A 24444-nucleotide genomic window follows, 5' to 3' on the forward strand; every position below is an offset into this window, starting at 1 on the left:
TTAGAGCGTTTCCTTGATTAATTGAATCGAGAGGGATTCCTTCAGAGGTCGGTTTATGATTCAAGATGCTGGCTGGATTGGAGGCCAGCATCAGATGGTCCGACCTCTTTCGAATGATCTTCGGGTCAGGGCGGTGGCGGCAGTCGAGGCCGGAGATAGCTGCCGGGCGGTGGCGAGCCGTTTTGGGGTTGCGGTGTCGTCGGTCGTGAAGTGGTGCCAGCGCCAGCGCGCGACCGGCTCAGTGGCACCGGGCAAGATGGGCGGTCATCGCAAGCCGGTTTTGGAGCCGCATCGGGCATTCATCGTCGAGCGGCTCAAGCAGACGCCGCATCTGACGCTGCACCAGTTGAAGGACGAACTCGTCGCGCAAGGCATCAAGGTCTCGCACAACGCGGTGTGGATGTTTCTGCGGCGCGAAGGCCTGCGGTTTAAAAAAAACACTGTTCGCCCTTGAGCAGGGCCGAACTGACGTGGCGCGCCGGCGGCAGCGCTGGCATGGCTTCCAGGCTCGCCTTGACCCGCAGCGGCTGGTGTTCATCGACGAGACCTGGATCAAGACCAACATGGCTCCGCTGCGTGGCTGGGGGCCAAAAGGCGAGCGGTTGCGGGGCTTCGCGCCGCACGGCCATTGGCGCACCATGACCTTCCTGGGTGCGTTACGCTGCGATCGGCTCGCCGCCCCTTGCGTGTTCGACGGTCCGATCAACGGCGACAGCTTCCGCGCCTATGTCGAGCATCAGCTCGTCCCGGTGCTGAAGCGAGGCGACATCGTCGTCATGGACAATCTGGGAAGCCACAAATCCGCAGCGGTGCGCCGCCTCATTGCCGACGCCGGCGCAAGGCTCTGGTATCTGCCGCCATACTCGCCCGACCTCAACCCGATCGAGCAGGCGTTCGCCAAGATCAAGCACTGCATGCGTGTCGCACAAAAACGCACCGTCGAAGAGACATGGCGTCATATCGGCCATCTCGTCGGCACCTTCAATCCCCGCGAATGCAGCAACTACTTCGCTAATGCAGGATACGCTTCAATCAAAATGTGAAACGCTCTAGTCGCGCGATACGGACAGCCCCGCGAGAAGCGGCGCGTACGCGGCGAGCCTGCGGGATACGAACTCCGTGAAGAGCCGCACGCGCTTTGTCTTGCGTGTCTCGCCCTGTGTGAGAAGCCAGAGCGTTCCGTACATGTGCAGGTCGGTGCCCGGCACCCTCACCAGCAGGGGGTCGGCATCGCCGACGAAGCACGGCAGTGTCGTGATCCCGAGCCCTTGCCGTACAGCGACGATCTGTGCCCCGGCGTCCGTGGTCCTGAATGGAACCCCCGTGATGCGAACCTCACCCTCGCTCGCCCAATCCGGAATCCCATGAATGCTGATGACGATCCACCGGATGGGATCAGGCGCGCCTGCACGCCACGCGGCTAGTCGATCCCTGGACATGTAGACGCCGCCGAACAGCTCCGGCCCCTTCAGGCCGTGAAGATTGAGCGGCAGGGTCTTGCGGTCGTAGACGACGCGGATCGCGACGTCGGCCTCCCGGTTGGTCAGATTTGCCAGCTCGCCGAACGACAGGATGTCCATCTCGATGTCCGGATGCAGACGCGCGAAATCGGCGAAGTCCGGCATGAGCAGGTGTGTCGCAAGCGGCGGTGCTAGCGTCACCCGCAGACGCCCGCGCACGCTCTGATCACGCCCGAAGACGCGTGTCTCCAGCAGGTGCGACGACGCTTCCATCTGGTCCGCGAACTCGAGGACCTCCTCGCCCGCAGCCGTCAGGCGATAGCCCGACGGCAGCTTTTCGAACATGTGGACCCCGAGGCGTTCCTCAAGCTGGGCGATGCGTCGCAGCACGGTCGCGTGGTTCACACCGAGGCGCTCGGCGGCAGCCCGCACCGAGCCCCCGCGCGCGACGGCAAGAAAATAGCGAACGTCATCCCAGTCGATCATGGTGCAATCCTGCACCGTGCGGTGCGCCTTCCAAAGCCCGCATCTAGCACATCGAACAGCAGTACCGGCGGTCATCATAGCCTATGCCGACAAGCGCGGCCCAATTCCGAACGGCGGACACCGATCATCGCGGCTGGCGTCAGTCACCCATCCGGTTCGATTTCGCACCACCGATGTGCGCGCTTCCGCACTCAACGCCTGACGCCGGCAGACCCATCTCGAGGCTCTCGGGGGCAGATGCTGTCCCGACACCACGAAAGGAGAAGTCATGGGAAAGCTTGAAGGTAAGGTTGCTGTCGTCACGGGTGGATCGAGCGGCATGGCGCTGGCGAGCGCCAAGCGGTTCGTAGAAAAAGGCGCCTATGTCTTCATCACGGGCCGGAGGCAGGAGGCGCTCGACGAGGCCGTCAAGCTGATTGGCCGGAACGTGACCGGCGTGCGCGGTGACGCGGCCAATCTCGACGACCTCGACCGCCTGTTCGATACGGTCAAGCGGGTAAAGGGCAGGATCGACGTCCTGTACGCGAGCGCCGGCATGGGCGAAGCCGTCCCACTGGGCGAGATTACCGAGCAGCATTTCGATGCGACCTTCGGCCTGAATACGCGCGGCACGCTGTTCACGGTTCAGAAGGCGTTGCCGCTGTTTGGCGATGGCGGATCGATCTTCATGACCGGGTCGGTCGCTTCGGTGAAGGGTTTTCCTGGTTACGGCGTGTACGCGGCGAGCAAGGCGGCGTTGCGCTCATTCGCACGCACGTGGCTCAACGAACTGAAGGGCCGGAATATCCGGGTGAACGTGCTGAGCCCGGGGCCGATCGCCACGCCGATGCAGGACCAGGTTCTCACCGAGGAGGCGAAGCGGATGTTCGAATCCCTGATCCCGCGGGGAACGATGGGTCGTCCTGAGGAAATTGCGGCGGTCGCGCTGTTTCTTGCGTCAGACGATTCCAGCTTCGTGAATGGGGTGGAGTTGTCTGTCGACGGCGGCTTCTCGGCCATCTGAACGGCCGGAAAATCAATATCAACACGGATCGGAGAAATATCATGAGCTACGCAATTGTAGGATTCGGCAAGATAGGCCAGGCCCTCGCCCACGCCTTCGCCCGTAAGAACATCGGCGTGACCGTCGCGAGCCGCCGGCCGCCCGAGGTATTGGCGCCACAGGCTCGGGCGATTGGACCCACGGTCGTCGCCAGGTCGCTGCGGGATGCACTTGAGGCCGACACGATCATCCTCGCGGTCCCGTTCGGGGAACATCGCGAGGTTGCGAAGTCCCTGTCGAGTTGGAGAGGCAAGACGATCATCGACGCGACCAACGGGTTCGGAGAAGAGCTGGACGGTCTTCTGTCCTCCGCCGTCGTCGCGAAGGCGTTCACCGGTGCCAAGCTCGTGAAGGGTTTCAATCACCTGGGTGCGGCCAAACTGGCTGCCGATCCGATCGTCGAGGGCGGCCACCGCGTCGTCTTCCTGTCGAGCGACGACGACGACGCGACCGCTCCCGTGGCGGCCTTGGCCAAGCAACTCGGGTTCGCACCCGTCAAGCTCGGAAAGCTCAACGAGGGTGGCGCGCTGGTGCACGCACGCGGCCGCACTTGGGGCCAGCTGATCTTCCAGGACCTGTTCAAGAAGGAGCAGTAATGGATTTACTGCCTACTGTCAGAGGTGCTGCTTGCCCGGGCCCGTCCATGAGAATCCACGCGGGCTGAGTCATAACGCCTCCGTGGGGGCGCTAAGCGAGTCTCATCCCATCAGGTGCTAAGCTATTGATTCCGCACGCGCCGGCTACTGTGCATGGGGTTGTTTCTACGTTTTTTGATTCAGGGAGGCCAGAGCCCCGTCGCCTGATCCGCGTCGCTGCGGTCGTCAGCCCTGCCGGAACCCCATCCGGAAGGCGCCCCAGTGCTTGCCGCGGACCAGGATCGGCGACGACAAATCCTTCATCAGCACGAATTGCCCGCCGCCCATGTCGCGGCGATAGGTTTGCAGCAGGAAGGGCTTTGTGTTCGCCGCGACCTTCTGCACCGTGCGATCGGTGAACAGGCGGCGGTTGCGGCAGTTGGCGTTATTCCAGACCGGGTCCTTGCCCTGCGGCAGGCGATAGTTCGGATTGTGCGTCGGCAGATAGCCGCCCTTGGCCCAGGCGACGCAGAACACGATACGGGGATCGGATTTCTGAATCGGGTCCTGGATCGCGGGCAGCACGCGGTCAGTGAATTCGACGTAGCTAGTGAGGTATTGCTTGGGATCGGTGCCCGCGATCTCCCGATAGGTCTCGTCCATGAGCTGATTGAGTGTGATCTCGCCGCGGTCGACCGCAGCCTCGAACTCGGCAGAGATCCGCTTTGCGGTATCGACGACTACGCGGATCAGCGGTGCGTCCGAGGTCTCCACGCCGCTGTCGGCGATCAGCGCGATCAGGCCTTCGGAGGTGTCGAGCAGTTTTGTCACCCGCTGATCGGCGTTCTTGAGATCGCGCGAGGAGAGGTCGACGCCCTTGGCGAGCTCGTTGAGCTCAGAGATGACCGTGTCGCAATGGCCGAGATTGGAGGTCGCGGCGCGCGTGACGCTGTCGATCTCGGCTTCCACCGAGGCAAAGCCCTGCTGCACGCGCGAGATGATGCCGGAGATCTGCTGGGCGCCTTCGCCGGCGGTCTTCGCGCGCTGTGAGGCGTCGCTGCTCTCGCCGATCAGGCCTTCGATCTGGCCGTCGAGATCGCGCACCGTGTCGGAGATCTGGTGTGTGGCCTGGCGGGTGGCTTCCGCGAGGTTTTTGACCTCGCTTGCGACCACCGCAAAACCGCGGCCGGCATTGCCGGCGCGGGCCGCTTCGATGGTGGCGTTGAGCGCGAGCAGGTTGGTTTGCTTGGCGATCGCCTCGATCGAGCCGGACACCTTTGCGACCTGGGCCAGCGCTGAGCCGACCGCGCTGAGTCGCGCTTCGATCCGCTCCACCGCTGCGACGAGCTCGGCGATGTGGTTGACCGCCGCGTCGACTGCGTTGCGTGACTGGGCGATCTCGCCGACGGCGGCCGACGTGGTCGACTGCACTGCCTGCGAGGCATTGGCGATGTCGTGGTTGGCGGAGACCATGGTCTCCGCCGTCTCCTGAAGGTGATGGAACCGCTCCGACTGGCTCACGACGCGGTTTGCGACCTCCTGGACGTTGCCGGCGATGTCGGCAAGCTCGACGCCGAGACCGCCGATGCGGTCGGCGAGCTGGTCGATCAGGCGTTCGGCCAGCGTCCGGTTCGATCCGGTGTCCATGACTGCAAGCTGCGCGAGGGACATGCTTGGGCTTTCTCCAGTCAGAGCCGTTCGCCGGCTCTCCGCGGCATTCCCATTCCAATTCCAACGTTGAAGGTGATTCGCGCCCGGCGTCTTGCCTGAGCGTGCACTACAGCTTGTAAGCCGTGCGGAATCCGCCCCAGTGCCGGCCCTGCACGCGGATCGGGATGTCGATCTCGCGCATCATCACCGTATTGCCGTTGCCCATGTCGCGCGCATAGCTCTGGATGAGATACGAGCGCAGGTTGCGCGCGGCGGCCAACCCCGCCGGATCGTTGAAGATGCGGCGATTGCGGCAGTTCGCCGTGTTCCAGGCAGCGTCGCCCGGCCGCTGCGGATGCGAATAGATCTTGTTGTGCACCGGCAGGAAGCCGTTGCGGTCGACCATGGCGCAGAACGCCAGGCGCGGCTCCTTGACGAGAAAGGCTTCCTGGAAGGGCGACAATGTGCGGTCTGCCCAGTCCAGATATTTGGTGCGGTATTGCTGCGGATTGGTGCCGGCGATTTCCGCGTAGTCGGTGTCGAAGAGGTCGTCGATCCGGACCTCGCCGCGCGCAACCGCCTGCTCGAAGAGCTTGGTGAGTGCGTTGCCCGCCTCCATGGCGCGGGTGACGAGCTCGGTGTTCTCTTCGTGGATCGACCAGAGCTTGTCTTCGACCTTCTCGCGTAGCTCGGCGTTGGGGCTGACGAATTGCGTGCGGGCGCCGGTCTTGGACTGCTCGATCACGCGCAGGCGGCAGGCGCCGACGCCTTCGAGGGTGCCGTCGATGATCGTCTGCGGCGCGAGCCGGCCAGCGTCCGCGCCGCCGATCAGCACGCCGTCCATCGCGATCTCGTAGACGGGTAACACGCCGCGCGTGGTTTCGAGCTTGAGATGGCAGGGCAGCCGCTCAGTCTTGCGGCGATCGTCGTGCTCGCTCTGCTTGAGCAGCACCGCGCAGCGCGATTTCAGCTTCTGCGCGAAAGTCGTCACCGCCTTGCCGGCGCTGGCGACGTCCTCGCCATGGGTTTCGGCGGCCTTGGTCGCGGCGTCGATCTCGGCGGCGCTCTCGCCGACCGAGATGATGAATTGCGATGCGCTCGCCGCGTTGCCGGAGACCTCGCTGGTGGTGGCGTTCTGTTCGGCCACCGCGCCGTTGACCGTGTCGAACACCGGGCGGATCGCCTCGATCGCCTGCGAGATGCGGTGCACGGCATCGGCTGAGCCTGCGGCATCGCGCTGGAGCGCGTCGATCTTTCTGGATATCTCTTCCGTCGCGCCCTGGGTCTGCACCGCGAGCGCCTTGACCTCCGTGGCAACCACCGCAAAGCCCCTGCCGGCGGCACCCGCGCGCGCGGCTTCGATGGTGGAGTTGAGCGCGAGCAGCGTGGTCTGCCGCGCGATCTGGGCGATCAGATTGACGACATTGCCGATCGCGGCCGAGGACTCGCGGAGGCGGTCGACATTGGCGCGGGCTTCCTGCGCCGCGGCGCTGGCCTCATCGGCGAGCTTGCCGGCCTCGCGAACCTGCGCGCCGATCCCTTGCGCCGATTGGGTGAACTTGTCGGCGGCATAGGCAAAGGTCGAAGCGTTCGACTGTGCCGCATTGGTCCGCCCGGTCAGCGCGTCGGTGCGGTTGCGAATGTCCGCAAGCGTCGCCGCGGTCGCTTCGGCGCCACCGGCCACCGAATTGGCGGCGCGCTCGAGCTGGCGGATCATGGCGCCGAGCTCGAGTTCCAGCAGTTCCAGGATTTCCCGGGCCGAATCGCCATCAGTGGCCGCGGCGGGCTCGGAATTGGCCGCCGGCGCAGCCAGCGGGGCCGGCGCAGGTGCAGCCATATCCGGCTGACGCTTCCGAAATAATGCGAACGCCATCAGGTCACTCTTGTCGGGAGACGGGTGGACGCTATTTTCGCAGGCCGGAATGAAATCAGGGTTAACGATGCCTGACTTCTGGGCACGGGCCACTACGGTATTACCTTAAAGTCGTAGAGCCTCTTTCATTCCGGTGGCTTGGCGGCCTATAAGGCCGCGCTTCCCACTCTCACCTTGGCTGACGATTCCTTAACGAGACCCGCATGGCCGGACATTCCCAATTCAAGAACATCATGCACCGCAAGGGGCGGCAGGATGCCCAGAAGTCGAAGCTGTTCGGCAAGCTGGCGCGGGAAATCACTGTCGCCGCCAAGCTCGGCACGCCCGATCCCAACATGAACCCGCGCCTGCGCGCGGCCATCATCGCGGCGCGCCAGGAGAATATGCCGAAGGACAATATCGAGCGCGCGGTCAAGAAGGCGCTCGGCAGTGATGGTGAGAACTATGACGAGATCCGCTACGAGGGCTATGGCCCGGGCGGCGTCGCCGTCATCGTCGAGGCCCTGACCGACAACCGAAACCGCGCCGCCTCCGACATCCGCTCCTTCTTCACCAAGTCGGGCGGCAATCTCGGCGAAACCGGCTCGGTCTCCTTCATGTTCGACCGCACCGGCATCGTCGAATACGACCGCAGCGTCGCCTCCGACGATGCGATGCTTGATGCCGGCATCGAAGCAGGCGCGGATGACGTCATCTCTGGCGAAGGCGGCCACGAGATCTACGCCTCGACCGAGAGCTATCGCGACGTCGCCAGGGCGCTGGAGGCCAAATTCGGCGAGCCGCGCAAGGCCGCGCTGATCTGGAAGCCGCAGAACACGGTCGCGGTCGACGACGAGACCGGCGAGAAGCTGCTCAAGCTGATGGACCTGCTCAACGAGCACGACGACGTCCAGCACGTCTACGCCAATTTCGAGGTGTCGGACGCGCTGATGGCGAAGATGGGCGGGTAGGGGCCCACTTCCCCTGTTACTTCCGTTCTGTTTCTGTTTCCCCCGCCACAGTCAGCCGCTATCACTGGCCCATGACTGCGCTTCCGATTCGTGGCCCCGTTCGCATCATCGGCATCGACCCCGGCTTGCGCCGCACTGGCTGGGGCGTGATCGAGTCCGACGGCAACCGTTTGATCTACGTCGCCTGCGGTTCGGTGGAACCGCCGGACGACCTGCCGCTTGCAAGCCGGCTGCTCGCTATCCATGAAGGGCTCGCGGCCATCTTGTCCGACCACAAGCCGATGGAAGCCGCGGTCGAGCAGACCTTCGTCAACAAGGATGGCGTAGCGACGCTGAAGCTCGGCCAGGCCCGCGGCGTCGCCATGTTGGCGCCTGCGATGTTCGGCATCACGGTCGCTGAATACGCGCCGAACCAGGTCAAGAAGACGGTGGTCGGCGCCGGCCACGCCGACAAGCAACAGATCGCCATGATGCTGAAAATCCTGCTGCCCAAGGCCGATCCCCCGTCAGCCGACGCCGCCGACGCACTCGCTATCGCCATTACCCATGCCCATCACCGCCAGAGCACCGCGCTGCGGCTGAAGGTGGTCGGCATATGATCGGCAAGCTCAAGGGCCTGATCGATTCCTACGGCGAGGATTACGTCCTGCTCGACGTCGGCGGGGTCGGCTATCAGGTGCATTGCTCGGCGCGTACGCTCCAGCATCTGCCGGCGCCCGGCGAGGCCGCTGTGCTGTCGATCGAGACTTACGTCCGCGAGGATCAAATAAAACTGTTCGGCTTCCGCTCCGACCAGGAGCGCGAATGGTTTCGCCTGCTCCAGACCGTGCAGGGCGTCGGCGCCAAGGTCGCGCTGGCAGTGCTCGGCACGCTGGCGCCGACCGATCTCGCCAATGCCATCGCGCTGCGCGACAAGAACGCGGTGGCGCGCACGCCCGGCGTCGGCCCGAAGGTTGCCGAGCGCATCGTCACCGAATTGAAGGACAAGGCGCCGGCCTTTGCCAATGTGGACCCCGCCGCCGTGCATCTCGCCGGCGCCGTCGACGACCAGCGCGCGCCGCGCCCCGTCGCGGACGCGATCTCCGCGCTGGTCAATCTCGGCTACGGCCAGCCGCAAGCGGCCGCCGCCATCGCATCGGCATCGCGCAGTGCCGGTGAGAACGCCGAAACCGCGCAGCTCATTCGCCTCGGCCTGAAGGAGCTCGCGAAGTGAGTGACCCCAAGGCCAATCGCATGGTCACGCCCGAGCGCCGCAGCGACGATGTCGGCGACACCGCGCTGCGGCCGCAATCGCTGTCCGATTTCGTCGGGCAGCAACAGGCGCGCAAGAACCTTTCGATCTTCATCGAGGCGGCGCGTAAGCGCGGCGAGGCGCTGGATCACGTGCTGTTCGTCGGCCCGCCCGGCCTCGGCAAAACCACGCTGGCGCAGATCGTGGCCAAGGAGCTCGGCGTCGGTTTTCGCGCGACATCAGGTCCGGTGATCGCCAAGGCCGGCGATCTTGCCGCGCTGTTGACCAATCTCGAAGAGCGCGACGTGCTCTTCATCGACGAGATCCATCGCCTCAGCCCGGCGGTTGAAGAGGTGCTCTATCCCGCGATGGAGGATTTTCAGCTCGACCTTATCATCGGCGAGGGCCCGGCGGCGCGCTCGGTGAAAATCGAGCTGTCGAAATTCACCCTCGTTGGCGCGACTACGCGCGCCGGCCTGCTGACCAATCCCTTGCGCGATCGCTTCGGCATTCCGATCCGGCTCAACTTCTATACAATTGAGGAGCTGGAGAGCATCGTCACCCGCGGTGCGCGCGTGCTCAATGTCGGCATGAGCGCAGATGGCGCCAACGAAATTGCGCGCCGCGCCCGCGGCACGCCGCGCATCGCCGGCCGCCTTCTGCGCCGCGTGCGCGATTTTGCCTCCGCCGCCGACGCCACATCGATCGACCGCAAGATCGCCGATCATGCGCTGAGTGCGCTTGAGGTCGACGCCGCCGGCCTCGACGCCATGGATCGCCGCTATCTCACGACCATTGCGATGAACTATGGCGGTGGCCCGGTCGGCGTCGAGACGATGGCCGCCGCGCTGTCCGAGCCGCGCGATGCGATCGAGGACATCATCGAGCCGTATCTGATCCAGTGCGGTTATCTCCAGCGCACCCCGCGCGGCCGCCTGCTCACCTCGCACGCCTTCCGCCATCTCGGTATCGCGGAGCCCTCACGCGATGCGGCGTCACAGTTCGGCCTGTTCGGGACGGACGAGAGCGACGACTGATCTGCGCGACTGCAGAGCATGCCGATTGTCATGAACTTCCGGTAACCTCCATGCAGGCGGTCTGCACAAGCGCACCCCAATTCCGCTCCAATCCGGCCGCATCAAGGAAGCGCATCACGATCGGACTTCCATGATCAATCGACGTCATCTCATCCGTTCCATCGGTGGTCTCTCCGCCCTCGGCGTCTCGACCGCGGCTTACGGCGTCGGCGTCGAGCCGGTGCTGCGGCTTCGCGTCACCCGCTATCATCCGACGCCGCGGCAATGGCCGGCGGATTTTCCGCTGAAGATCGCCGTGGTCGCCGACATTCATGCCTGCGATCCCTGGATGTCGCTGGAGCGGATCGAGGCCATCGTCGACCGCACCAATGCGCTCAACGCCGATCTCATCGTGCTGCTCGGCGACTATGTCGCCGGTCATCACCATGTCACGCGCATCATCCCGGCCGATGAATGGGCAAGGGTGTTGGCTGGCCTCAAAGCGCCACTCGGCGTCCACGCCGTCATGGGCAATCATGATTATTGGGACGACAAAGTCGTGCAGCGCGCCGGGCACGGGCCGACGGTTGCGCATCGCGCGCTGGAGGCGGCCGGGATTCCCGTCTACGAGAACGACGCCGTGCGCCTCACCAAAGATGGCCGCTCCTTCTGGCTCGCCGGCCTCGGCGATCAGCTCGCCTATATGCCGGCGCAACGCTACGGTCGCGCGTTGCGCTTCGGTGCCGACGATCTCAACGCGACGCTCGCAAAAATCACCGACGATGCGCCGATCATCCTGCTCGCGCATGAACCCAACATCGCGCCGCGCGTCCCCGCGCGCGTCGCGCTGCAATTGTCCGGCCATACCCATGGCGGTCAGGTCCGTCTGCTCGGCTGGTCCCCGGCCGTCCCACCGCAGCACGGGATCCGGCTCGCTTATGGTCATGTCCGGCTGAAATGCGACGTCATCATCTCCGGCGGCCTCGGTTGCAGCATCGTCCCGGTCCGCGTCGGCGTGCCGCCCGAGATCGTCGAGGTGACGTTGGGGCGGAGGCCGGTGGTGTCCTGATGACGGGGCGTGAAAACTACATCAGATGATGCTACATCTGATGTAGAGGAGCGCTCATGATAGCTACGATTTCAATTGACGATGAGCTTTTCGCAAAGGCACGACAGTTTGTCGGCGGTGTAGAGACATCTGCCGTTGTCGAGCAGGCATTGAGGGCGTTCGTTCAGATGGAGGTCGCACGTCGTCTTGCTCGTGCAGGAGGGACCCAGTCTGATGCTCATGCGTCGCCACGACGCCGTCCCTGATGTTCTGTGGGTAGTAGCTTGATGTCCCATCTCGACGGCGAGATCCGCGACGGCCGCCATCACATGCAGGTCCGCGTCTACTACGAGGACACGGATTTTTCCGGTATCGTCTATCACGCCAATTATCTGCGCTTCATGGAGCGCGGGCGGACCAATCATTTGCGGCTGATGGGCGCCGAGCAGCAGGCGTTGTTCGAGCAGCCGGCGACGGAAGACACTGGGTTCGCCTTCGTGGTGCGCTCGATGCACCTGGACTTCCTCAAGCCTGCGCGGATGGACGACGTGCTCGATGTCGTGACCTGGCCGATCGCGGTGAAGGGCGCTTCCATCATGCTGGCGCAGGAGGTGCGGCGTAGCGAGGACGTGCTGGTGAAGGCCGAGGTGCGTGTCGCCTTCATCAGCGGCGGTCGCGCCCAGCCGATCCCGAAGTCGATCCGTACGCTGATGAAGGCTGATCTGATTTCGTGATCGCCCGATAGGCGGTAGCCTATCGACTCCGCCGCTCGCGGCGATAGATTTGCGGCCCCGCCAACCGATGAGGCCACCATGTCGCGCCCGCCGCTTCCGCCCTTCACCCGAGAGACCGCCGCGCAAAAGGCCCGCATGGCCGAGGATGCCTGGAACTCGCGCGATCCGGTGCGCGTCTCGCTCGCCTATACCGAGGACAGCCGCTGGCGCAACCGCTCGGAAGTTTTTCAGGGCCGCGAAGCCATCGTCGCATTCCTCACCCGCAAATGGGCGAAGGAGCAGGAGTACCGGCTGATCAAGGACCTCTGGGGCTTCGACGGCAACCGCATCGCGGTGCGCTTCCAGTACGAGTGGCACGATGCGTCTGGCCAGTGGTATCGCTCCTACGGCAACGAGCAGTGGGAGTTCGACGAGCACGGCTTGATGAAGCGGAGAGAGGCGTCGATCAACGATATTGCGATCGCGGAGAAGGATCGCCGGTTTCACTGGCCGGCACCGGGACCGCGTCCGGCGGATGTGGTGGGGTTGGGAAGCGAGCCGTTCTGATTACCTAATCGCCCCCATTGCTCTTGCCTTTTTCTTTTGGGAAGTCCTCCCAAAACCACATGCCGCCTAACGCCGTCACGAAGCCTGCAGCCATTAGCATCCAGCCCTTCCATCGAAGTGCGAAGAATAGAAGATAGACTAGAGCTCCCAGCCCTACGATAGTTAGGGCGAGTGCAAACATCAGGCTTATCGCGCGACGAATTGGGCTCATTCTCCATCCAGCCTAAAGCGCCCAGAGGGGTATTTATGCCCTTTGTCTTCTCCCTCTAGGATAGAAGACAAAGTAGTGCGCGACTAAAGTACCCTGCGCCTTGCGAGAAATCTTGTAATCGCTCCACCCAGCTTCGCGTTGTCCAGCGGCTGCGCCAGCGAATCCCTTGCCGTTGCCACGACATCATCCGGCGCCTTGCCGTCGCGCAGCTCGCAGCATACCTGCGCAAACTCCACATCGAACTCCGGATGCGGCTGCACCGACAGCGTGGTGCCGTTGGCGTAGAGCAGGCCGGCATGCGGGGTGAAGTCGGACGAGAGGATCGTCTGCGCGTCGCGCGGGGCTTCGATCACCTGGTCCTGATGCGAGCAGGCGATGGCGACCGCTTCGCCGTCGAGGACTCCGTTCTCCTCCGCCACGCGATAGACGTGGCGGCCGATGCCCCAGCCCTTCTCCGACTTGCGCACGGTGCCGCCCAGCGCCTGTGCGATTAGTTGATGGCCGAAGCAGACGCCGACCATCGGCGTGCTGTTCGCGTGTGCCGTGCGGACGAAATCTTCCAGCGGCGCGATCCAGTCGAGCCCGTCATAGACGCCGGCGGCCGCGCCGGTGATCAGGATGGCTTCGACCTTGTCCGGATCGGGAAGTGCATCGCCATTCGGGATGCTGACGATCTCGACTTCGGCTGACGGATCCTCGGCGTGGACCATGCGTTCAAACATGTCCGGGAACGAGCCGTGTCGCTCGCGATATTTTTGCGGGACTTTTCCCGTCTCGATGATGGTGATGCGTGCCATGTGCGCCAGCTCAGTCGCTGCCTGCCCTGTGTTCGTGTGGTGCTGCGCGCTCCAGCAGCGCGCTCTCCTTGCGCACCTCGCTGAGAAAGGCCTTTGCCAGGCGCGACAACGGTTCGGCTTCCGACCATAGCATGTAGGCGACTGCGCGCGTCGTCGGCGCGAATGGCCGGACGACAAGGCCGTGGCCGCCGTTCTGGCGCGGCGAGTAGGGATCGACGACCGCCGCGCCGACGCCTGCCGACGCGAGCACGCAGGCCGTGTTGCAGTAGCGCACCTCGACGGTCGGCTGGAACGGCGCGCCGGCGCGGGCAAAACTGTCGCGCACGGCCTCGCCGAGCCGCGTACCGCGCTCGAGCCCGATGAAGGGCATGCCGGACAAGTCCGCGGCCGAGATCACCGGTCTGTCGGCGAGCGGATGCTGCGGCGGCAGCACGCAGACCATCTCGCCAGTGTGCACCACCTCATGCGCGATGCCGGGATGATGCGTCAGCCCGAGCGCGAAGCCAAGCTCGGCAACGTGGCTGAGCACGCCCTCGATGATGCCCTCATAGCGCCGCACGTCGAAGAACACCCGCGTCTCCGGCCGGCGGCGCAGGAAGCTGGACAGCGCGGCAGGAATGATGCTGTAGGCGAGCGGCGGCGTCGCCACGATCGCGAGATGCCCGGAGCGGTTCTCGCGCAGATCGCGCACACGGTTCTCGAGTTTGGCGTGCAGCGCGAAGATCGCCTCGCTCTCCTTGTAGAGCGCCATGGCTTCCGCAGTCGGAAACAGCCGGTTGTTGACGCGCTCGAACAGCGCAAAACCCGCCTGAGCCTCCATCGTCTTCAGGGCGTTGCTGACCGCGGGCTGCGACAGCGCCAGTTCGTCCGCCGCCGCCACCGTGGTGCGATGGCGGATGACGGCACGCAGGATCTCGAGCTGGCGCAGGTTCATATCACTGCCGATTATACTCTAGGCCAAAACATCATAGCACGATGAATTGCTTTTGCAGCCCTGCTTGCGCCTAATGCTTTCGGATTTGCACGCTGGATCAAAGGGTTCGATCGCCCATTGAGGCGGCAGCGCGCACATATTGGAGGCAATCTTGGTTCGTGTCCTTCGCGCCGCCGCAGCCCAGATGGGGCCGACGCAAAAAGCCGATACGCGCGCGCATACGCTGAAACGGATGCTCGACATGCTTGAGGAAGCGGCCGGCCGCGGCGCCAGCCTCGTGGTGTTTCCCGAGCTCGCCTTCACCACTTTCTTTCCGCGCTGGCTGCTCGAAGGCGACGCGCTGGACGAGTATTTCGAGCACGGCATGCCCAATCCGGCGGTGGCCAAGTTGTTCGATCGCGCGCGGGCGCTGCGCGTCGGCTTCTATGTCGGCTATGCCGAGCAAACCGCGGATGGCCGCCGCTACAATTGCGCGATCCTGGTCGATCGCGACGGCGAGATCCTCGGCCGTTATCGCAAGGTGCATCTGCCGGGCTCGGTGGAGCCGCGCATCGGTGCGCGCTACCAGCAGCTCGAGAAGCGCTACTTCGAATATGGTGATCTCGGCTTCCCTGCCTTCCGCGCCGGCTCGGCCTGGGCCCACGCGATCATGGGCATGATGATCTGCAACGATCGCCGCTGGCCGGAATCCTGGCGCGTGCTCGGCCTGCAAGGCGTCGAGCTCGTCTGCATCGGCTACAATTCCGCGGCTTACGATCCCAACGGCGGCGTCACGGAAGACGCCTCCTTGCGCACCTTCCATTCGACGCTGGTGACGCAGGCCAACGCCTACATGAACGCGACCTGGGCGATTTCGGTGGCCAAGGCCGGCGACGAGGATGGCTCCGGGCTGATCGGCGGCTCCTGTATCGTCGATCCGAATGGCTGTATCGTTGCGCAAGCTGCGACGCTGACCGACGAGGTGATCGTCGCCGACATCGATCTCGACCTCTGCCGCCAGGGCAAGGACAAGATGTTCAACTTCGCCGCCCATCGGCGGCCCGAGCAATACAGGGTGATCACCGAGCGCGCCGGCGTCATCGAGCCGGCCGTTCTCGACGCGGACTGAGTAAATGGCACGGCGCTGGCAAGGATCGGTAAAGGCAAAGGAGCTGACATGACACGCCTCTCGCTTTCTCTCGGTCTTGCCGCGCTGGCGGCGATCGCCTCCGCGCGAGCCGCCGAACTCCCGGCCGAGATCAAACAGGCCGGCACGCTGCGGCTCACGGTCAATGCGACCTACGCGCCGATGGAATATCGCGATCCCGCGACCAGCGAACTGGTCGGGCTCGACATTGACCTCGCAAACGAGCTCGCCAAGCGGCTCGGTGGCCTCAAGATCGTCTGGAGCGAGACGCCGTTTGCCGAGCTGATCCCCTCGCTCCAGACCAAGCGCGCCGATTTCATCCTCTCCGGCATTTCCGATCGCGCGTCGCGGCGTGAGACCGCTGATTTCGTCGACTATCTGACCACGGGCCCGCAGTTCTTCGTGATGGCCGAGAGCGAGGCGAAAGCCGCCACCGATATCTGCGGCAAAAAGGTCGGCACCACGCGCAGCACCAGTTTCCCGGTCGAGATCGAGAAGTGGAGCAAGCAAAATTGCGAGGCGGCCGGCAAGCCGGCGATCCAGTACGTGCCGGGGGAGAACTCGATCGACGTTCGCAACCAGCTCAAGCAGGGCCGCATCGACGCCGCCGTGCAAGGCAGCGAGACCCTGCCCTATGCGCAAACGCAGGAGCCCGGCAAATACCGCGTCGTCGGCGAGTCCTTCGCCAAAGGCTATCAGGGCATCATGTTCCGCAAGGATGATGCGGCGCTCCGCGAGGTCGTCACGGAGAAGCTCACCGCCATGATCGCCGATGGCTCCTACAAGGCCGTTCTCGACAAATGGGGTCTCGGCGCGAATGCGGTCGCGCAACCCATGCTGAACGCAGCGCCGCAATGAAGCCAGCGCCGGCGCTCGCTGAGGGTTTTCCCGATCTGTCGAGGATGCGGATCGCGCGCGAGCCGCACTGGTTTCGTTGGCTCAGCGCGGCCCTGATCGTGCTCGTGCTGGCGGCGATCGGTCGCGCATTTGCGGGCGGTCAGATCGAATGGTCCTATGTCAGCCGCTTCCTGACCGCAAAGGTGATCATCGAGGGCATCGTCAACACTATGGTGATGGCGGTGCTGGCGATGGCGTTCGGCATCTTCCTCGGCGTCGTCGTTGCGATCATGCGGCTGTCGCCCAATCCGGTGCTGAAGACGGTCGCCGCCGGCTACACTTGGCTGTTTCGCGGCACGCCGCTGATCCTGCAATTGCTGTTGTGGTTCAACCTCGCGCTGGTGTTTCCGACCATTGGCATTCCCGGCCTGTGGAGCGCGCGCGCCGTTGACGTCATGACGCCATTCCTGGCTGCGCTGCTCGGGCTCGGCATCAACCAGGGTGCCTACACGTCGGAAGTGGTGCGCGCCGGCATGCTGTCGGTCGACATGGGACAATATGAGGCGGCGCAGGCGATCGGCATGGGACGGCTGCGCGCGCTGCGCCGGATCATCCTGCCGCAGGCGATGCGCGTAGTGATCCCGCCGCTCGGCAACGAGTTCATCGGCATGGTCAAGGCGACTTCGCTCGCGAGCGTCATCCAGTATCCGGAAGTGCTGCACAACGCCGAAAACATCTATTACGCTAACTCCCGCGTGATCGAGCTGCTGATTGTTGCCGGGCTCTGGTACCTGCTCGTCGTCTCGATCCTGACCCCACTCCAGATGCTGCTCGAACGCCGCTTCGCGCGTGGTACATTGCAGTTCGCCCGATGACAAAACCCCTCGTCGCGATCCGCTCCGTCAGCAAAAATTTTGGAGAGTTCCAGGCTCTCAAAAGTGTCTCGCTCGACGTCTGGCCCGGCGAGGTGATGTGTCTGATCGGCGCCTCCGGTTCGGGCAAGACCACTCTGCTCCGCTGCATCAACCAGCTCACCGCGATCGATGCGGGCGGCATCTGGCTTGACGGCGAGCTTCTGGGCGTGCGCGAGCAGGGTGGGCGGCTCTATCGCCTCAGCGAGCGGGAGATCGGGCGGCAGCGGCTGAAGACGGGCATGGTGTTCCAGCGCTTCAACCTGTTTCCGCACAAGACCGCGCTGGAGAATATCACCGAAGGTCCGCTTCAGGTGCAGGGCCGCAAGTCCGACGAAGTACGCGCCGAGGCCGTTGAGCTGCTTCGTCGCGTCGGGCTGTCGGCGAAGGCCGACTCGTATCCCGCGCAGCTGTCTGGCGGCCAGCAGCAGCGCGTGGCGATTGCCCGCGCGCTCGCAATGAAACCGATGCTGATGCTGTTCGACGAGCCGACCAGCGCGCTCGATCCGGAACTCGTCGGCGAGGTGCTTGCCGTGATGAAGGAGCTGGCAAAGAGCGGTATGACTATGATGGTGGTGACGCACGAGCTCGGCTTTGCGCGGGAGGTCGCGGACCGCGTCGTTTACATGGACCAGGGCGCGATCGTCGAGCAGGGCCGCGCCACGGACGTGTTGGGCGCCCCGCGCGAGGAGCGCACCAAGGCATTTCTTTCGGCTGTGATCTGATATGGGGGCGTGTTGATGAAGAGAGTTTTGGTTGCGGCGGCGGTGTTCGGCGCTATGACCGTTTCGGCTGTAGCGATCGAGCTGCCGCCGGAGATCGCCAAGCGCGGCAGCATCAAGATCGCGCTGGTGCCGAACTATCCGCCGATGGAGTTCCGCGACCCCGCCACCAATGCGCTGTCCGGCTTCGACATCGATCTCGGCGAGGCGATCGGCCGCAAGCTCGGCGTCAAGATCGAATGGCAGGAGACCAGCTTCGACCAGTTCATGCCGTCGATCTCGACCGGCCGTGTCGATGCGATCCTGTCGGGCTTTACGGACTACGCGAGCCGGCATGACACGGCGAGCTTTGTCGACTATCTCAAAAGCGGTCCGAACTTCTTCGTGCAGCAGTCGCGCGCGGCCGAGTTCAAGGACCTGGCCGCGCTCTGCGGCAAGAAGGTCGGCGCCAGCCGCCGCACCAAGTTTCCGGCCGAGATCGCGACCTGGAGCGAGAAGAACTGCGGCAGCGCTCCGATCGTCTTCGTCGGCACCGACGGCTCGGCCGATGCCCGCACCCAGCTCAAGCAGGGCCGCATCGACGCCGCCGTGCAGGGCAACGAGACGCTGCCTTACATCATGGATCTCGAACCCGGCGCCTATGCGCCGGTCGGCACGCCGATCTCGCAGCAATTCACCGGCATCGCGCTGCCGGTCAAGGAAAAGGCGCTTGCGCAGGCCATGCTCGAAGCTGTCGACGCGCTGATTGCCGACGGCAGTTATCGGACCCTGCTCGCCAAGTGGAAACTGAGCGACAACTCAATAGAGAAGGCAACCATCAATGCTGGACAGTAAGGCACTCCAGAGCATTCCGCTCGTTCCGGCCAACACTGCGGATCCTGCGCCGGAATACCCGTGGCCGAAGCCGTACAATTCCGCGATGTTCCTCTCCTTCGATGTCGACGCGGAGAGCGCCTGGACCAGTAAGGACGCCGTGCATGCGCAGCGGCTGATCACCATGAGCTATGGCGGCTATGAGGCGCGCGTCGGCACGCCGAAGCTTTTGGAGCTGCTCGACCAGCTCGATCTCAAGGCGACGTTCTTCGTCACGGGATGGTCGGTCGACGCGCATCCGGCTATGGCCGAATCCATCCTCAAGGCCGGCCACGAGATCGGCCATCACGGCTATCACCATCTCCTGCCCGATCCCGACGACCCCTGGATCGAGGAGGAGCTGGAGCGCGGTTTCGAGGCGCTGAAGCGCCGGCTCGGTGTCAGGCCGACAGGCTACCGCGCGCCCTACGGCGAGTTCACCGAGGAGCTGCGTGTAGCACTCGTGCGTCACGGCATCGTTTACACCTCTTCGTTCCGCGACGATGTGCGGCCCTATCGCCATCGCCTCGCCGACGGCAAGCCCGGTACGATCGAGCTGCCGGTGACGGCGAGCTATGACGACTGGATGCACGGGCTCTCGGCGCGCTTCAGCCCGCGCTCGATCTTCCCCAAGGAGCATGTGCTGTCGATCTGGAAGGACGAGCTCGACGAAACCCGGGACTGGGGTGCGATGGTGACGACGGTGCTGCATCCGCAATGCAGCGGCCGTCCGATGCGGCTGCGTCTGCTGCGCGAGTTCCTGACCTACGCAAAGTCGTGCCCGGATGTGTGGATCACGACCGGCGAGAAGATCGCGGCCAACTTCCTGCGCCACGAGGCCGGTAACCGCTAGGCAACGCCATGACCCGCATCCTCGTCATCAATCCCAACTCTTCGGCCTCTGTGACGGCGGCGATCGACGACGCGGTCGCGCCACTGCGGATCGCCGGCGGCCCGGAGATCGAGGTGGTCGGTCTGGCCGAAGGCCCGCCCGGCATCAGCTCGCAGCGTGATGCCGACAGCGTGGTCATGCCGCTGGTCAACCGCGTGTCGCGCGACAATGCGGATGCGTTCGTGCTGGCCTGTTTCAGCGATCCTGGTCTACATGCGGTGCGCGAGGCGGCTGGCGGGCGTCCGGTGCTGGGCATCGCCGAATGCGGCATCTTTCGCGCGCTGATGCTCGGCGAACGGTTCGGTGTCATCGCGCTGTCGCCGTCGAGCATCCGCCGCCAGCAGCGCATGGCGCGGGTGATGGGCGTCGACAGCCGCTACGCCGGAAGCTGGTCGGTTGGCGCGAGCGCGGCGGAGACGGCAGGAGCCGACATTCGTGGCCGGTTGATCGAAGCCGGCCGCGCGCTGGTCACACAATGCCGCGCCGATGTCGTGGTGATGGGCTGCGCCGGTATGGCGTCGCATCGCGCGGCGATCGCGGAGGCGATCGGCGTCCCCGTGGTCGAGCCGGCGCAGCAGGCGGTGGCGGCTGCGATCGGTGCCGTCTTGTTGAACACGTAAGATACCTTCAGGAGCCTCTTGTAATGCCTATCTCCCGCCGCTCGCTCCTCAAGGCTGCCGCCGCGGTGCCGGCGCTTTCGCTGCCGGGCATCGTACGCGCTGAGTCTCAATCCACACTGCGATTCATCCCCGTCATCGATCTCGCCTTCGTCGATCCGATCTATTCGACCGCGCAGGTGTCGCGAAACCATGGCTTCATGGTCTACGACACGCTCTACGGCATGAGCTCCTCGCTCCAGGTCTCGCCGCAGATGCTGTCGGGCCACGTCATCTCCGGTGACGGCCTTCAATGGGACCTCAGCCTGCGCGATGGCCTGTTCTGGCACGACGGCGAGCGCGTACTCGCGCGGGACTGCGTTGCCAGCATCCGCCGCTGGGCGGCGCGCGACGGCTTTGGCGGCGAGCTGATGGAGGCGACCGACGAGCTCTCGGCGGCCGACGACCGCACCATCCGTTTCCGTCTCAAGCGTCCGTTCCCGCTGCTGCCGCAGGCGCTCGGCAAAGCGGCGATCAATGCCTGCTTCATGATGCCGGAGCGGCTGGCGAGCCAGGATCCGTTCAAGCCGCTGACCGAAGTGATCGGCAGCGGCCCGTTTCGCTATCTCGCCGACGAGCGCGTGCAGGGCGCGCGCAACGCCTATGCCAAGTTTGAGCGCTATCAGCCGCGCAGCGACGGCAAGCCGGATTGGACGGCCGGGCCGAAGATCGTGCATTACGACCGCGTGGTCTGGACCACCACGCCCGATGCCGGCACCGGCGTCGCCGCGCTCCAGACCGGCGAACAGGACTGGCAGGAGACCACGCCGCACGATCTGCTTCCCGTCATCAAGGCCGCTGGCGACATCGAGACGCGCATCCTCGATCCCCGAGGTTACGCCTGCATGCTGCGCCTCAATCACCTTCAGCCGCCGTTCGACAATCCCGCCATGCGTCGCGCGCTGTTGGGTGCGATCGACCAGTCTTCGTTCATGACGGCGGTTGCCGGCACCGATCCGGCGTTCCAGGTGTCGCCGATCGGATTCTTTGCACCGGGAACGCCGATGGCGAGCGAGGTCGGCCTCGACGTGTTCCGTGGGCCGCGCGACTACGCCAAGGTGAAGGCTGACCTGAAGGCCGCCGGATACAATGGCGAGAAGATCGTGGTGCTCGTCCCGACCAACTCGCTGGCGCAAAAGCCGCTCGGCGAGATCGCGGTCGACTCCTTGCGCAAAGCCGGCATGAACGTCGAATATGCCGGGCTCGATTTCGCCGTGGTGTTGCAGCGCCAGCTCAAGAAAGATCCGATCGGGCAGGGCGGCTGGAACGCGGCCGTCGGCAATTGGCAGGGCATCGACTGGCTCAATCCCGCCGGCAACACCAACATCCGCGGCGAAGGCAAGGTCGCCGGCTGGTATACGAGCGAGAAGATGGGCGGCCTGCGCAGCCAGTGGCTGGCTGCCTCCGAGCTTGCCGAGCAGCAGCGCATCTGCCGCGAGATCCAGGCCCTGGCGTTCGAGGAAATCCCCTATATTCCGATCGGCCTGTACAAGCAGCCGACCGCCTATCGCAAAGCCATCACCGGCATTCTCGACGGCACCGCCGTCTTCTGGAACGTACGCCCCGCATGAGCACCACAGCAATTTTCGGCAGCTATGTGCTGTCACGAAAGGACGGCGCGCAGGATGTGTTGCGCGACCATTGGGTCCTGGTCGAAGGCAAGAAGATCGCCGCGGTCACGCGCAGCAAGCCAAGTGCGGACCAGGTGTACGATCGCCCCGGCCGCTTCGTCCTCCCGGGCCTGCTGAACCTGCACAATCATTGCTTCTCTGAGGCGGTCGCGCGCAGCCACAGCGAGGACGGCAACGGCCGCAAGAACAACCAGAGCATCGTCTACACGGTGCTGCTGCCGCTGACCAAGCGCGGCGCTGACATCTTGTCGGCGGAGGAGCGCATGGCGGTCGCGCGTCTCGGCGTCCTCCAGCTACTCAAGGGCGGCGCCACCACGGTGATGGAACCGTTCCGCAATTCGATTCCGGAGATGTTCGACGCGGCGGAAGAGATGGGCATCCGGTTCTACGGCGCGCCCTATCTGTTCTCGACGTCGGATGCCAAGGCCGGCGCCGACGGCGTTGTGCAGTATTCCGGCGATGATGGTACCGCCGACATGGCGACGTGGGACGCGCTTTACCAGCGCTGGAACAATCGCGGCGACGGCCGCATCGGCCTCGCAATGAGCCCGCACGCCACCGACACCTGCGGCCCAGATCTGCTGAAGGCCTGCGCCACGCGGGCGCGCGAGCTTGGCGTGCCCATCACGACGCATATGGCGCAGAGCCGGGCCGAGGTCGAGACCATCGGCAAGCGCTATGGCGGCCGTACCCCGGCGCAATATCTGGACTGGCTCGGCCTGCTTGCGCCGGACCTGATGGCGGCGCACTGCATGTTCAGCAGTGACGACGATCTCAAGCTGATGGCCGCGCGCGGCATGACCGTGCTGAACTGCCCGCGCGTCTTCGCGCGCGCCGGCGTTACCGCGGCCTTCAGCCGGTTTGCGGAGCACGGCGTGCGCACCGTGGTCGGCACCGATGGCTACAACATGGATTTGCTCGGCGAGCTCAATGCGGCCTCGCTGATCTCCAAGGTCACCTCAGCGCGCGCCGATGTTGCGAACTCGCCAGAGCTGATCGAGGCGAACACGGCGGTCGCCGCCGACGTCATCAAGCGGCCGGACCTCGGCCGCATCGAGCCGGGCGCGACCGCCGATCTCACCGTCGTCGACCTCACCCATCCGCATCTCCAGCCGCTGTTCGACCCGCGCCGCGCGCTGATCGCGCTCGCCAATCGCGCCAATATCGATCAGGTCATGGTCGACGGCCGCGTGCTGGTCGATGCCGGCCGCTATCTCGGCGCGGATGAGACGGCGATCACGGCAGCAGGCGCCGCCGCGATCGGCAAGATCTGGGATCTGCCGGAGGCGCAGGCGGCGTTCAACGGCTAAGAGACGGCAGATCGTCGAACTCGGCGAGCGACTTGCGCATGGTCTCCACCAGATCCAGCGCCACCGGCGAGGGACTACGCTGTGCCGGAAAGACCGCGGAGAATTCGAAGTCGATGCGCGGCAGGAAGCGGCGCACAACGACGCTCCGCGTCGATTGTTTGGATGTGACAGCATGTCCTGATGTGCCGTATACCGTACCGAACAAGGGCATCCGCCGATTGGAGCGGGCTCTTCGTCGGCCGGTCATTGAAATCGATGTGAGTATGACGCAACGGACCAAATCCACCCCAATGAGCGCAAGAGTCAGGTCGGGTAGGTCGTCCGTAGAAGATGACCGGCCATACAACTTCAAGGAGCAGGTGGGCCATCTGCTTCGAAGAAATTACCAGAGGCACCTCGCCATATTTCAGGCCGCCGCCGCCGATAGGCAACTGACGTCGGTACAATTCGTGACACTTTGCGCGATTTCGGACTATGGGCCGAGTTCCCAAGCCCAGTTGGTGAACTCCACTGCTATCGATCAGGCCACGATCAGGGGCATCATCAGCAGATTGGTCGAGCGTAAGCTGATCAAGCTTTCCGCAGACCCTTCAGACAAGCGCAAGGTCGTCGCATCCCTGACTGGTCACGGCAGGCAGCTCCTCCAGGAAATGATCCCGAGCGCTCGAGAGATTACGGTTGAAACCGTCGCTCCGCTAAATCCCGCCGAGCGCGAGGCTCTCATGTTTCTCTTGAGAAAATTGATCGAGGGCGAGGACGGCGGCAACTGATCAGCTCCATCTGCGGGAACGTTCCCACGAGAAGATTCGGTCACCCGCTTACGATCGGATAGGGCGCCGACCGGGAGGCTCACCTGGATGCTGGAGGTTCACGCGCTGAATTTCCCGCTTCGGAGCCACGGCCATCTTCTAGCCGCTCACCTCACAGTTAGATATACAGTGCATACGCTGTAAA

The 24444-nt window shown here is 64.5% G+C and carries 26 protein-coding genes and 1 pseudogene; 21 read left to right on the forward strand and 6 right to left on the reverse strand.

All coding sequences use genetic code 11. The features are described from left to right. Window positions 1–94: 94 nt before the first annotated feature. A protein-coding gene (locus UP06_RS39735) for an IS630 family transposase (RefSeq protein WP_156162900.1) occupies window positions 95–1043 on the forward strand; the annotation gives its coding sequence in 2 pieces (ribosomal slippage) (window positions 95–430 and window positions 432–1043; 948 coding nt in all). Window positions 1044–1049: 6 nt separating this feature from the next. On the opposite strand, the gene UP06_RS11240 is transcribed toward UP06_RS39735, so the two are convergent. Beyond that, complete coding sequence (locus UP06_RS11240) at window positions 1050–1946, reverse strand: LysR family transcriptional regulator (protein ID WP_045002636.1); 897 nt, start codon at window positions 1944–1946, stop codon at window positions 1050–1052. 268 nt (window positions 1947–2214) lie between these two features. On the opposite strand from UP06_RS11240, the gene UP06_RS11245 reads away from it, so the two are divergent. Together UP06_RS11245 and UP06_RS11250 are read left to right on the forward strand one after the other, a co-directional pair. Then, window positions 2215–2949 (forward strand): SDR family NAD(P)-dependent oxidoreductase, encoded by a 735-nt coding sequence (locus tag UP06_RS11245; protein WP_045002637.1) that lies wholly within the window; start codon window positions 2215–2217, stop codon window positions 2947–2949. Window positions 2950–2990: 41 nt separating this feature from the next. After that, window positions 2991–3584, forward strand: coding sequence for an NADPH-dependent F420 reductase (locus UP06_RS11250; protein WP_045002638.1), 594 nt, complete (start codon window positions 2991–2993; stop codon window positions 3582–3584). 225 nt (window positions 3585–3809) lie between these two features. Here UP06_RS11250 and UP06_RS11255 read toward each other — a convergent pair whose 3' ends face one another. Together UP06_RS11255 and UP06_RS11260 are read right to left on the reverse strand one after the other, a co-directional pair. Beyond that, on the reverse strand, window positions 3810–5234 hold the full coding sequence (locus UP06_RS11255; RefSeq protein ID WP_045002640.1) for a methyl-accepting chemotaxis protein: 1425 nt from the start codon (window positions 5232–5234) through the stop codon (window positions 3810–3812). Between the two features lie 106 nt (window positions 5235–5340). After that, complete coding sequence (locus UP06_RS11260; RefSeq protein WP_045002641.1) at window positions 5341–7086, reverse strand: methyl-accepting chemotaxis protein; 1746 nt, start codon at window positions 7084–7086, stop codon at window positions 5341–5343. A 203-nt stretch (window positions 7087–7289) separates the two neighbouring features. On the opposite strand from UP06_RS11260, the gene UP06_RS11265 reads away from it, so the two are divergent. The 8 genes from UP06_RS11265 (at window position 7290) to UP06_RS11295 (ending at window position 12611) form a co-directional block, all read left to right on the forward strand. Further along, on the forward strand, window positions 7290–8036 hold the full coding sequence (locus UP06_RS11265; RefSeq protein WP_045002642.1) for a YebC/PmpR family DNA-binding transcriptional regulator: 747 nt from the start codon (window positions 7290–7292) through the stop codon (window positions 8034–8036). A gap of 71 nt (window positions 8037–8107) precedes the next feature. Then, entirely contained in the window at window positions 8108–8635 is a 528-nt protein-coding gene (gene ruvC / locus UP06_RS11270; protein WP_045002643.1) for a crossover junction endodeoxyribonuclease RuvC, read from the forward strand. Further along, complete coding sequence (gene ruvA / locus UP06_RS11275) at window positions 8632–9249, forward strand: Holliday junction branch migration protein RuvA (RefSeq protein WP_045002644.1); 618 nt, start codon at window positions 8632–8634, stop codon at window positions 9247–9249. Before ruvC ends, ruvA begins: the two co-directional genes overlap by 4 nt. Continuing rightward, the gene (gene ruvB, locus UP06_RS11280; protein ID WP_045002645.1) at window positions 9246–10304 is read left to right on the forward strand and encodes a Holliday junction branch migration DNA helicase RuvB; all 1059 of its coding nucleotides are present in this window, start codon (window positions 9246–9248) and stop codon (window positions 10302–10304) included. The genes ruvA and ruvB overlap by 4 nt, the downstream gene beginning before the upstream one ends. A 130-nt stretch (window positions 10305–10434) precedes the next feature. Next, window positions 10435–11352 carry a metallophosphoesterase gene (locus UP06_RS11285; protein ID WP_045002646.1) on the forward strand — a complete coding sequence of 306 codons (918 nt, stop codon included), beginning with the start codon at window positions 10435–10437 and terminating at the stop codon, window positions 11350–11352. A gap of 56 nt (window positions 11353–11408) precedes the next feature. Further along, on the forward strand, window positions 11409–11597 hold the full coding sequence (locus tag UP06_RS39740) for a type II toxin-antitoxin system VapB family antitoxin (protein ID WP_082081348.1): 189 nt from the start codon (window positions 11409–11411) through the stop codon (window positions 11595–11597). A gap of 63 nt (window positions 11598–11660) precedes the next feature. Beyond that, window positions 11661–12065, forward strand: coding sequence for a tol-pal system-associated acyl-CoA thioesterase (gene ybgC / locus UP06_RS11290; RefSeq protein ID WP_045002800.1), 405 nt, complete (start codon window positions 11661–11663; stop codon window positions 12063–12065). A gap of 78 nt (window positions 12066–12143) precedes the next feature. Further along, complete coding sequence (locus UP06_RS11295; protein ID WP_045002647.1) at window positions 12144–12611, forward strand: nuclear transport factor 2 family protein; 468 nt, start codon at window positions 12144–12146, stop codon at window positions 12609–12611. A 294-nt stretch (window positions 12612–12905) separates the two neighbouring features. Here UP06_RS11295 and UP06_RS11300 read toward each other — a convergent pair whose 3' ends face one another. Next, a complete protein-coding gene (locus UP06_RS11300) occupies window positions 12906–13619 on the reverse strand; it encodes a type 1 glutamine amidotransferase (protein WP_045002648.1) in 714 nt (237 codons plus the stop codon). A 10-nt stretch (window positions 13620–13629) separates the two neighbouring features. Continuing rightward, a complete protein-coding gene (locus UP06_RS11305) occupies window positions 13630–14553 on the reverse strand; it encodes a LysR family transcriptional regulator (protein WP_045002649.1) in 924 nt (307 codons plus the stop codon). 151 nt (window positions 14554–14704) lie between these two features. Between UP06_RS11305 and UP06_RS11310 the strand changes: the two genes are divergently transcribed. The 9 genes from UP06_RS11310 to UP06_RS11350 are packed head-to-tail and all read left to right on the forward strand — an operon-like array spanning window position 14705 to window position 23490. Then, a complete protein-coding gene (locus UP06_RS11310; protein ID WP_082081372.1) occupies window positions 14705–15661 on the forward strand; it encodes an N-carbamoyl-D-amino-acid hydrolase in 957 nt (318 codons plus the stop codon). A gap of 48 nt (window positions 15662–15709) precedes the next feature. Next, window positions 15710–16537 (forward strand): ABC transporter substrate-binding protein, encoded by an 828-nt coding sequence (locus UP06_RS11315; RefSeq protein WP_045002651.1) that lies wholly within the window; start codon window positions 15710–15712, stop codon window positions 16535–16537. Further along, the gene (locus tag UP06_RS11320; RefSeq protein WP_045002652.1) at window positions 16534–17391 is read left to right on the forward strand and encodes an amino acid ABC transporter permease; all 858 of its coding nucleotides are present in this window, start codon (window positions 16534–16536) and stop codon (window positions 17389–17391) included. The genes UP06_RS11315 and UP06_RS11320 overlap by 4 nt, the downstream gene beginning before the upstream one ends. Then, window positions 17388–18152 carry an amino acid ABC transporter ATP-binding protein gene (locus UP06_RS11325; protein ID WP_045002653.1) on the forward strand — a complete coding sequence of 255 codons (765 nt, stop codon included), beginning with the start codon at window positions 17388–17390 and terminating at the stop codon, window positions 18150–18152. The genes UP06_RS11320 and UP06_RS11325 overlap by 4 nt, the downstream gene beginning before the upstream one ends. Window positions 18153–18167: 15 nt before the next feature. Then, window positions 18168–18983, forward strand: coding sequence for an ABC transporter substrate-binding protein (locus UP06_RS11330; RefSeq protein WP_045002654.1), 816 nt, complete (start codon window positions 18168–18170; stop codon window positions 18981–18983). Further along, window positions 18970–19854: a polysaccharide deacetylase family protein gene (locus tag UP06_RS11335; RefSeq protein ID WP_045002655.1), complete on the forward strand. Its 885-nt coding sequence runs from the start codon at window positions 18970–18972 to the stop codon at window positions 19852–19854. Before UP06_RS11330 ends, UP06_RS11335 begins: the two co-directional genes overlap by 14 nt. 8 nt (window positions 19855–19862) lie before the next feature. Continuing rightward, window positions 19863–20513: an aspartate/glutamate racemase family protein gene (locus tag UP06_RS11340; RefSeq protein ID WP_045002656.1), complete on the forward strand. Its 651-nt coding sequence runs from the start codon at window positions 19863–19865 to the stop codon at window positions 20511–20513. A 23-nt stretch (window positions 20514–20536) separates the two neighbouring features. Then, entirely contained in the window at window positions 20537–22120 is a 1584-nt protein-coding gene (locus UP06_RS11345; protein ID WP_045002657.1) for an ABC transporter substrate-binding protein, read from the forward strand. Then, a complete protein-coding gene (locus UP06_RS11350; protein ID WP_045002658.1) occupies window positions 22117–23490 on the forward strand; it encodes an amidohydrolase family protein in 1374 nt (457 codons plus the stop codon). Before UP06_RS11345 ends, UP06_RS11350 begins: the two co-directional genes overlap by 4 nt. Here UP06_RS11350 and UP06_RS40725 read toward each other — a convergent pair. Next, window positions 23480–23644, reverse strand: a pseudogene (locus UP06_RS40725) (transcriptional regulator); the annotation flags it as partial. The gene UP06_RS11350 and the pseudogene UP06_RS40725 overlap by 11 nt on opposite strands. Before the next feature lie 136 nt (window positions 23645–23780). Here UP06_RS40725 and UP06_RS11355 point away from each other — a divergent pair. After that, the gene (locus UP06_RS11355) at window positions 23781–24260 is read left to right on the forward strand and encodes a MarR family winged helix-turn-helix transcriptional regulator (protein WP_045002659.1); all 480 of its coding nucleotides are present in this window, start codon (window positions 23781–23783) and stop codon (window positions 24258–24260) included. Window positions 24261–24444 lie beyond the last annotated feature (184 nt).

Origin of the sequence: Bradyrhizobium sp. LTSP857 (assembly GCF_000938285.1) — a bacterium.
Taxonomy (GTDB): Bacteria; Pseudomonadota; Alphaproteobacteria; order Rhizobiales; family Xanthobacteraceae; genus Bradyrhizobium.